The 7,872-nt window shown below is 71.3% G+C and carries 7 protein-coding genes; 4 read left to right on the top strand and 3 right to left on the bottom strand.

What is annotated here, in order from left to right; translation table 11 throughout:
- Positions 1 to 7 precede the first annotated feature (7 nt).
- Together JWR81_RS06725 and JWR81_RS06720 are read right to left on the bottom strand one after the other, a co-directional pair.
- Complete coding sequence (locus JWR81_RS06725) at positions 8 to 1,039, bottom strand: uroporphyrinogen decarboxylase family protein (RefSeq protein ID WP_297648202.1); 1,032 nt, start codon at positions 1,037 to 1,039, stop codon at positions 8 to 10.
- 128 nt (positions 1,040 to 1,167) lie between these two features.
- On the bottom strand, positions 1,168 to 1,539 hold the full coding sequence (locus tag JWR81_RS06720; protein WP_297648199.1) for a hypothetical protein: 372 nt from the start codon (positions 1,537 to 1,539) through the stop codon (positions 1,168 to 1,170).
- A 629-nt stretch (positions 1,540 to 2,168) separates the two neighbouring features.
- Here JWR81_RS06720 and JWR81_RS06715 point away from each other — a divergent pair.
- From JWR81_RS06715 to JWR81_RS06705, 3 genes are all read left to right on the top strand, one after another.
- Entirely contained in the window at positions 2,169 to 2,567 is a 399-nt protein-coding gene (locus JWR81_RS06715) for a DUF5666 domain-containing protein (RefSeq protein WP_297648197.1), read from the top strand.
- A gap of 208 nt (positions 2,568 to 2,775) precedes the next feature.
- The gene (locus JWR81_RS06710; protein ID WP_297648194.1) at positions 2,776 to 4,050 is read left to right on the top strand and encodes a DUF1800 domain-containing protein; all 1,275 of its coding nucleotides are present in this window, start codon (positions 2,776 to 2,778) and stop codon (positions 4,048 to 4,050) included.
- A gap of 70 nt (positions 4,051 to 4,120) precedes the next feature.
- Positions 4,121 to 5,347 (top strand): DUF1501 domain-containing protein, encoded by a 1,227-nt coding sequence (locus JWR81_RS06705; RefSeq protein ID WP_297648191.1) that lies wholly within the window; start codon positions 4,121 to 4,123, stop codon positions 5,345 to 5,347.
- Positions 5,348 to 5,362: 15 nt separating this feature from the next.
- Here the strand turns inward: JWR81_RS06705 and JWR81_RS06700 are convergent, their stop codons facing one another.
- The gene (locus JWR81_RS06700) at positions 5,363 to 6,295 is read right to left on the bottom strand and encodes a hypothetical protein (RefSeq protein ID WP_297648188.1); all 933 of its coding nucleotides are present in this window, start codon (positions 6,293 to 6,295) and stop codon (positions 5,363 to 5,365) included.
- Between the two features lie 153 nt (positions 6,296 to 6,448).
- On the opposite strand from JWR81_RS06700, the gene JWR81_RS06695 reads away from it, so the two are divergent.
- The coding region (locus JWR81_RS06695) for an FtsW/RodA/SpoVE family cell cycle protein (RefSeq protein WP_297648185.1) at positions 6,449 to 7,872 on the top strand (1,424 nt) is incomplete at its 3' end.

Here is a 7,872-nt window from a genome sequence, read left to right as displayed (position 1 = left end):
GTGGACCTCATCCCAGCTCGGTGCGCAGCAGGCGCGCGGCGGCGGCCATGGCTCTCATCTTCCCCTCGGCGGATGCGCGGGGCAGGTACTTCATGCCGCAGTCGGTGGACAGGACGATCTGGGTGGGCGTGATGCGGTCGAACGCTCGGCGAGCCCGGGCGGCCACGAGCTCGGGGGTCTCGACCTCGGGGGTGGACAGGTCGATCACGCCGAGGATGATCGTCTTGTCGGTCAGGTCGGAGAGGACCCCGAGGTCCAGCCCGGATTGGGCGGTCTCGATCGAGATCTGGTCCACGGGGCAGCCGGCCAGCTCGGGGAGGAAGGAGTAGCCCTCGGGCCGTTCGTGGATGATCGCGGCGTAGCCGAAGCAGATGTGGACCGCGGTGGTGCCGGAGACGCCGTCCAGTGCGGCGTTGAGGGCGGCGAGGCCGTAGGCGCGGGCGGCGTCGGGCCGGGCCTGCATGTAGGGCTCGTCGATCTGGACGACGTCCGCGCCGGCGTCGTGCAGGTCCTTGACCTCGGCGTTGACAGCCGCGGCATAGGCCATCGCCGCGGCCTCGGCGTCGGGGTAGTGGTCGTTCTGGGCCTGCTGGCTCATCGTGAACGGCCCTGGCACCGTGATCTTGATCGTCCGGTCGGTGTGGGCCCGGAGGAATCGCAGGTCCTCGGCCTGGACCGGGTGGGGGCGTCGGATCGGGCCGGTGATGCGGGGGACCGGATTGGGGTGTCCGCTGCGGTCCAGCGCGGTGCCCGGGTTGTCGATGTCGACGCCGTCGAGGGCGGTGGCGAAGTGGTTGGAGTAGCTCTCCCGGCGGATCTCCCCGTCGGTGACGATGTCGAGGCCTGCGTCCTCCTGCGCGCGGATCGCCAGCAGGGTGGCGTCGTCCTGGGCCTGCGCGAGGAACTCCGGGTCCACCCGCCACAGCTCCTTCGCCCGAACCCGGGGCGGGAACCGTCCCGCGAGCTTCGAGCGGTCGATCAGCCAGTCGGGTTGGGCGTAGCTCCCGACCAGCGATGTCGGCAGCAGTGGCAGCGTCACGATGTCTCCCTGGAGGTGGGGTGAGCCGAGGGCTCGAGCACGAAACGTCCGTAGACGGCTGGAGCCGGGCGGTCGCCGGACCTCGTGGTGCCGACTCGGGGATGGTGTGGCATTGCGACCGGCGGGAGTCAGAGCATGGCGTCGATCTCGGCGCGATGGAAGGTCAGCGGCGTGGTGGGGAAGCCGAACTCGTCCTTGTGCAGGGTTGGCGATCCGCACCAGCCGCAGCGGCCCGCCGCGTCCAGAACGGCGCGGCTCTCGAGTTCGCTGCGGCGGTCACCGGAAGGGCCGGCCAGGGACTTCTGCGCGCCTGGCACTGCTGTCGACCTGTGGTTGCGGCTGGAGACCTGCTTGTAGATCCACCAGGCGCCGAGCGGGATCGCGACGATCACGGCGGCGCCGAGCAGCCACTGCACGAGCCCGACCACGATGCCCACGGCGATGCCGGCCAGCACGAGCACCCCGACGATCTGCGCCACTCGCAGCAGGATCTTCGCCATGGTCGCTGCCCCTTCGCGTGCCGGGATCCCCGAATCCGCGTTACCGACGGTACCGGGATACATCTGGGTGGGGTGAGGGCCGTTCAGCGGTTGTCCATCGCCCATCCAGCGGACGACTCCCTGATCGGACACGGCAATCGCTGCTGCAGATCATGTCCCGCTGCCGAACAGCGTTCGTCAGCCCTTGGCGGGGGCGGTGCGGGTGGGAGCACCGGAGAGCAGCGCCTCGCGCTCCGTCGATGCGGGTGGCGCTGCCCGGGCTGCAGGGCCGGGGGTCAGGTGGCGGCCCGGGCGGGTTGCACGATCGTGAGCTGTCGACCGGCGGCGCGGCGGGCAGTGTCGTGTCCGGGGTGACAATGGTGAACGCGGCGCCGCCCTCGGGAGCGGGTCCGGCGTTGACCGAGCCGCCCATCCGGGTGACCAGTCCTCGGATCAGGGCCGGCCCGCCGCCGCCGGTGCCGACCAGGCGAACCCTCGTACCGCGGTCAGCGGGGTGTGTAGCTCGTACGAGGCCGAGAGCAGGAACTCTCGTTGACGGCGCTTCCGGGCTGACCCTGCCTCACGACGACTTGCCCGATGATGACGGCATCCTGATCTGTCCCGAACATTCGATCAGCACTGTCGCTGCCATGCGCTCAGTTGCTCTCGCCGGACTGCTCGCCTCGGTCGCCGTCGTCGCCGCCGGCTGCGGCACCACTGCGGCCGCTCCCTCCCCGTCCACCACACCGCCGACAGCGGCGAAGAAGCACGCCGCCGGCATCCGCGGCCGGGTCACCGCCGAGAACGGTTCGACCTGGACCGTCACCACCCTGAAGGGCAAGGCGATCACCGTGACGCTCACCCCGCAGACCGCGTTCGGCACCAAGATCGCCCCGGCCACGCAGGCACAGTTCCCGGTCGGCAGCCAGGTCCGGGTGGCAGGGAGGCCGAGCGGGTCCGCGATCACCGCCGTCCGGATCGCCGCGCCCGTGGCGCCGAAGCCCACCCCGGCGAACACCACGTCCGCCCCTGCGGCGCCGGGAGCCTGACCCGGGTGGCCGGGTCCTTACCTGACCCGAACATCACCTGCACCGGGCGTTGACCGGGCCTCGGCATGGTCACCTCGATGACCTGTCAGCCCACGACATGACCGGCCCCGTGACGATCAGAAGGATGTCGACAGCCATGCCTGCAGCTCTACGGACGGCGGTGGGTCCCAGCAGCCCGGGAGTCACTGATCGTGATGCGGTACGGCGGTTGCTGCAGCGGGTGGGGTTGGGCCCGCGGCGCGGAGAGCTCGATGCCGCGGCCTCAGCCGGGTTCGACTCCACCGTTGCGACGCTGACCGGCCCGGCAGGCCCTGACGTGGGCGCGACGGCGACACCGCCGCCGTCGTTCCCGGCGCCGTCGGCCCGTCCCGGGAGGAACGACGTCGCCGCCCGCCGGGCGCAGCTTCAGCAGGAACAGGTGCAGGCCCGGCAACTCGTGGTCTGGTGGCTCGACCGGATGGCCGCCGTCGACGCCCCCTACCCGGAACGGCTGACCTGGTTCTGGCACGGGCATTTCGCGACCAGTGTGCAGAAAGTGCGCTACGCGTCGCTGATGTACGGGCAGAACGCCACCCAGCGGCGACTGGGCGCCGGTGATTTCCGGGCGCTGGCGCAGGCGATGGTGGTGGATCCGGCGATGCTGGTGTGGCTCGACGGCGGTGGGAACACCGTCGGCAAACCGAACGAGAACCTGGCCCGGGAGTTCATGGAGCTCTTCACCCTCGGGGTGGGCGACTACACCGAGGACGACGTCCGCCAGGCCGCCCGCGCGCTGACCGGCTGGCAGGTCGACGTCGTGGCCGACACCTCGTCGCTCAACCCACGCCGCCACGACAACGGCCCGGAGACCGTGCTCGGGAGCACCTTCGCCTACGACTCCACGAGCCTCGTGAACATGTTGCTCACCCGACCGGCATCACCGATGTTCATCGCCGGCCGGATCTGGACTCGTTTCGTCTCCGACACCCCACCCGACCCGGCCACCCTCGACGCCCTGGTGGCCGCGTACGGACCCGGACACGACGTCACCGCGCTGATCCGCGCCGCCGTCACCTCGCCGGCGTTCCGCTCGCCCGCCTCGGTACTCGTCCGCCAGCCCGTGGAATGGCTGGTCGCAGCCCTGCGAGCGCTGCGGCTGCCCGCGTCGAAGCTGCCCCCGGCCGCCCTCCATGGAGGGCTGACCGGGCTCGGGCAGGTCCCGTTCGACCCACCCGACGTCGGTGGCTGGCCCGCGGGCACTCCGTGGCTGACCACCGCCGCGGCGCTCAGCCGGATCAAACTGGCGCAGGTACTGGCCACCAAGGGCGACATCACCCCGGTCACCGACACCGCACCGTCCGGTCGGGTCGAGGCCACCGCGGCGCTGCTCGGGCTGCCCGGCTTCACCGCCCGCACCGCCTCCGCGCTCGCGCCCCTGGCCGGACAGCCCGCACAGCTGGTCGCCGCCGCGTTGGCCAGCCCCGAGAACTGCGTCAGCGCATGACCGGGTCCGGCATCTCGCCCGGTGGCACCGGCCCCGTCTTCTGCCTCCCCGCAACGACAGAGGAGCTCACGTGAAGGCCCTGACGCGTCGTCGGTTCCTCACCTACTCCGGCGCCGCGGCCGCGGTGGCCGCCGCGGGTGGGATCGGCTGGAAGGAGCTCGCCGACCGGACCCGCACCGACCCGCTGCCGCCCGGCACCGGTGTGCTCGTGGTCGTCACGCTCTACGGCGGCAACGACGGCCTCAACACCGTGGTCCCCGCGGCCGACGCGGCCTACCAGTCGGCACGCCCCGACCTGGCCTACGCCGAGCACGAGGTGCTCGACATCGGCGAGGGGCTCGGCCTCAACCCCGGCATGGCCGGGCTCAAGAAGCAGTGGGACGCCGGCACCCTGGCCGTGGTGCGCGGGGTGAGCTACCCGCAGCCCGACCACAGCCATTTCCGGTCCATGGACATCTGGCAGACCGCCTCCCCTGATCACCCGCTCTCCACCGGCTGGATCGGTCGCTGGCTCGACACCGACGGGCGTGACCCGCTCAAAGCCATCTCACTGGAGCCCGTGCTGCCACCGCTGCTGGCCGGGGCCACCACCGCGGGCGCCGCGCTGCCGCTGAGCGGACTCGTGCTCCCGAAGGGCCCGGTCGGCACCGCGTTCTCCGCGATGGGCGGCACGTCCGACGGTGAACCGGACCTGCAGGCCTTCGCAGCCAGAGCGATCACGGATCTGCACCGGACCGTGGACACCCTCGGTCCCGCCGTCGACTCCTCACACGCCGCCGCGGACCCCGCATCCGGGAAACAGGGTGGGGGAGCGCGCAGCATGCTCGCCACCCAGCTCGACGTCGTCGCGCGGTGTGTGGAGATGGGTGCCCCGAGCCGGGTGTACTCGGTCAGCCTCGGCGGGTTCGACACCCATGCCGACGAACGCGGCACGCAGCAGCGCCTGCTCACCGAGGTCGACGCGGCCGTGTCGGGGTTCCTGACCCGGATGGCCGGCACCGACCGCGGCAGGCACGTCGTCCTGATGGCGTACTCCGAGTTCGGGCGCCGGGTCGCCGCCAACGCCAACCAGGGCACCGACCACGGCACCGCCGGTCCCGTGCTCATCGCCGGCGCCGGCGTCAAGGGCGGGTTCGTCGGCACCCAGCCCAGCCTCACCGACCTCGCCGACGGTGACCTGAAACCCTCCACCGACTTCCGCGATGTCTACGCAACCCTGCTGGCCGGCGTCCTGGGGTCCGACCCCGCACCTGTCCTCGGGCCCGGGCGTTCCACCTTGCCCCTCCTGAGCACCTGACGCCGCCACGCTCGGCTACTTGAGGATGTTGACGGCGCGGGCGATGACGAGTGCGACGGTGATGAGTGATACCAGGGACTGGACGAGCATGGTGAGCTTCGCCCACCGGGTCAGGGGCATCACGTCGGTGGGGCTGAACGCGGTGGCGTTGGTGAAGGACAGGTAGAGGTAGTCGGTGAACTGCGGTTCCCAGTCGGGATGGGCGAGTTCGGGACTCTGCATCTGGACGAACAGGAAGTCGGGCAGGGTGCGGCGGGCGTGTGCACGGGCGGCGGGTCCGCCGCGGTCGAACTGCCAGTACCAGATGGCGAAGGCGATGATGTTGGTCAGCCAGATCGCGGCCCCGGTGGACAGGAGCGGGCCGGCGTCCTGGCCGAGTCGTCCGTTGACCAGGCCGATGACGAGCAGGGTGGCAGACCAGGCGTTGGCCAGGCTCAGCAGGCCGGCCAGCACCAGGCTGGTGGCGCGGAGCATCGTCGACTCGCGGTTGAACCGGGAGGGGCTGGCGATGATCAGCCCGATCAGCAGGGCGAGCTCGAGGCCGGGCAGCAGCCAGCGTGAGACCAGGACCAGGTTGTCGGGCAGGGCGACCTGCAACCCGATCGCGACCAGGATGGCTGCGGTGACCGGCCAGCGGCTCTCCCCGCTGGTCTCGCGCAGCCAGGCCGGTACGTGGACGTGACCGGCGGCGTCGCGGGTCCGGGCCATCCCGGCGGTGGTGGCGTGGCCGATCCGGGTGGCGGAGCCGGTGATCGGGCGGTGACCTCCGCAGACCGCTTCCTCGAGCCTCATCAGCTCTTCGTGCACCGCGGCCAGGGCCTTCAGCTGGTGCGCCGTCACCGCGTCGGCCAGGGGTTCGGCACCCGCACCGCCCGGCCCGCGTGTTCCTGTGCCCGGGTCCTGCTCGGGTGGAACCTCGGGATGGGGCTGGTCCTCGTCGAGGCTCATCGTCGCTCCTGAACGCATCTCCACGGCGGACGGGCCGCTTGCCCGGTCGACTGTAGTGACGGCGCTGAGGACGACGCCGGTCGCCGGTCGGTCCTCGCCGCGTGCCTCGACCGGCACACGCCCGGTACATCTCAGGGTCAGTAGCCTCGCAGCGTGTCCGTCCCCGTCCAGGTTCCCGTCGATGCCCGTCCGCGAGCCGGCTCCGCTCAGCGGGGTATCGAGTTGGTGCTGCTGGTCTTCGCCGCGGCAGTGGTGACGCTGGCGTTGGTGTTGACCGAGGCCGACCAGAGCCAGACGCTGTCGCTCCAGTTGCTCTACCTGGGGCTGGGGTATCTGGGGCTGTTCGGCGGCGCGCACCTGGTGGTGCGCCGCTTCGCCCCGTCCGCCGATCCGTTGATCCTGCCCATCGTGGCGCTGCTCAACGGCCTGGGCCTGGTCATGATCCACCGACTCGATCTCGCCGCCGCCGTGCAAGCAGTCCAGCAGGGCAACCCCGTGCCGGCGGCGGCCGCGCCCCGGCAGCTGGCGTGGACGGCGTTCGCGTTGGTGCTGCTGGCCGTCGCGCTCTGGCGGATCCGCGACCATCGCGTCCTGGCCCGCTACGCCTACACCCTCGGGCTGGGCGGGCTGGTGCTGCTGGCGTTGCCGGGCCTGCTCCCGGCGAGTATCTCCGAGATCAACGGGGCCAAGCTGTGGCTGCGGCTGGGCCCGTTCTCGATCCAGCCCGGCGAGTTCGCCAAACTCATGATTATCGTGTTCGTGGCGGCGTTCCTGGTGGCAAAGCGCGAGCTGTTCCGCACCGCCGGGCGCCGGTTCCTCGGGGCCGAGCTACCCCGGCTGCGCGATCTCGCCCCGCTGGTGGTGGCCTGGGTGCTGTCGCTCGCCGTGCTCACCGTCGAGCGCGAGCTCGGGGCGTCACTGCTGATCTTCGGGGTGGTGCTGGTCCTGGTCTACGCCGCGACCTCGCGGGTGTCCTGGGTGCTCGTCGGCCTGGTCTTCTTCGCCGCGGGCTGTGTGATGTCGTACTACCTGTTCGCCCACGTCCAGACCCGGGTCCAGGTGTGGCTCAACCCGACCGGCGATGCGCTCGGCAGCGGATACCAGGTGTCGCAGTCGTTGTTCGGGCTGGGCACCGGCGGGCTGGGTGGTACCGGGCTCGGAGCGGGCCGGCCGGACCTGGTGCCGTTGGCCAACGCCGATTTCATCGCCTCCGGGATCGGCGAGGAGCTGGGGATGATCGGGCTGGCGGCGGTGTTGCTGCTGTACCTGGTGCTGGTCATGCGCGGACTCAAGGCGGCGGTGGTGTGCCGCGATCCGTTCGGCAAGCTGCTGGCCACCGGGTTGGCGATGACGATCGCCCTGCAGGTGTTCATCGTCGTCGGCGGGGTCACGAACCTCATCCCGGAGACCGGGCTGACCACCCCGTTCCTGTCCTACGGCGGATCGTCGCTGCTGGCCAACTACATCCTCGTGGCGCTGCTGCTGCGGATCTCCGACGCCGCCCGGCGCCCCGCCGTCACCCCCCGGCCCGCGCAGGTGCCGCTCGCCGACGCCTCCACCGAGATGGTCGCCCGGCC

Source organism: Pseudonocardia sp. (assembly GCF_025965585.1).
Taxonomy (GTDB): domain Bacteria; phylum Actinomycetota; class Actinomycetes; order Mycobacteriales; family Pseudonocardiaceae; genus Pseudonocardia.
The sequence above is the reverse complement of the archived record's forward strand: the minus strand, read 5'-3'. Positions and strand labels throughout refer to the sequence as shown.

Coding starts and splice junctions, on each gene's coding strand:
- JWR81_RS06720 (WP_297648199.1), bottom strand. CDS start 1,539: ATGGCGAAGATCCTGCTGCGAGTGGCGCAGATCGTCGGGGTGCTCGTG.
- JWR81_RS06715 (WP_297648197.1), top strand. CDS start 2,169: ATGCGCTCAGTTGCTCTCGCCGGACTGCTCGCCTCGGTCGCCGTCGTC.
- JWR81_RS06700 (WP_297648188.1), bottom strand. CDS start 6,295: ATGAGCCTCGACGAGGACCAGCCCCATCCCGAGGTTCCACCCGAGCAG.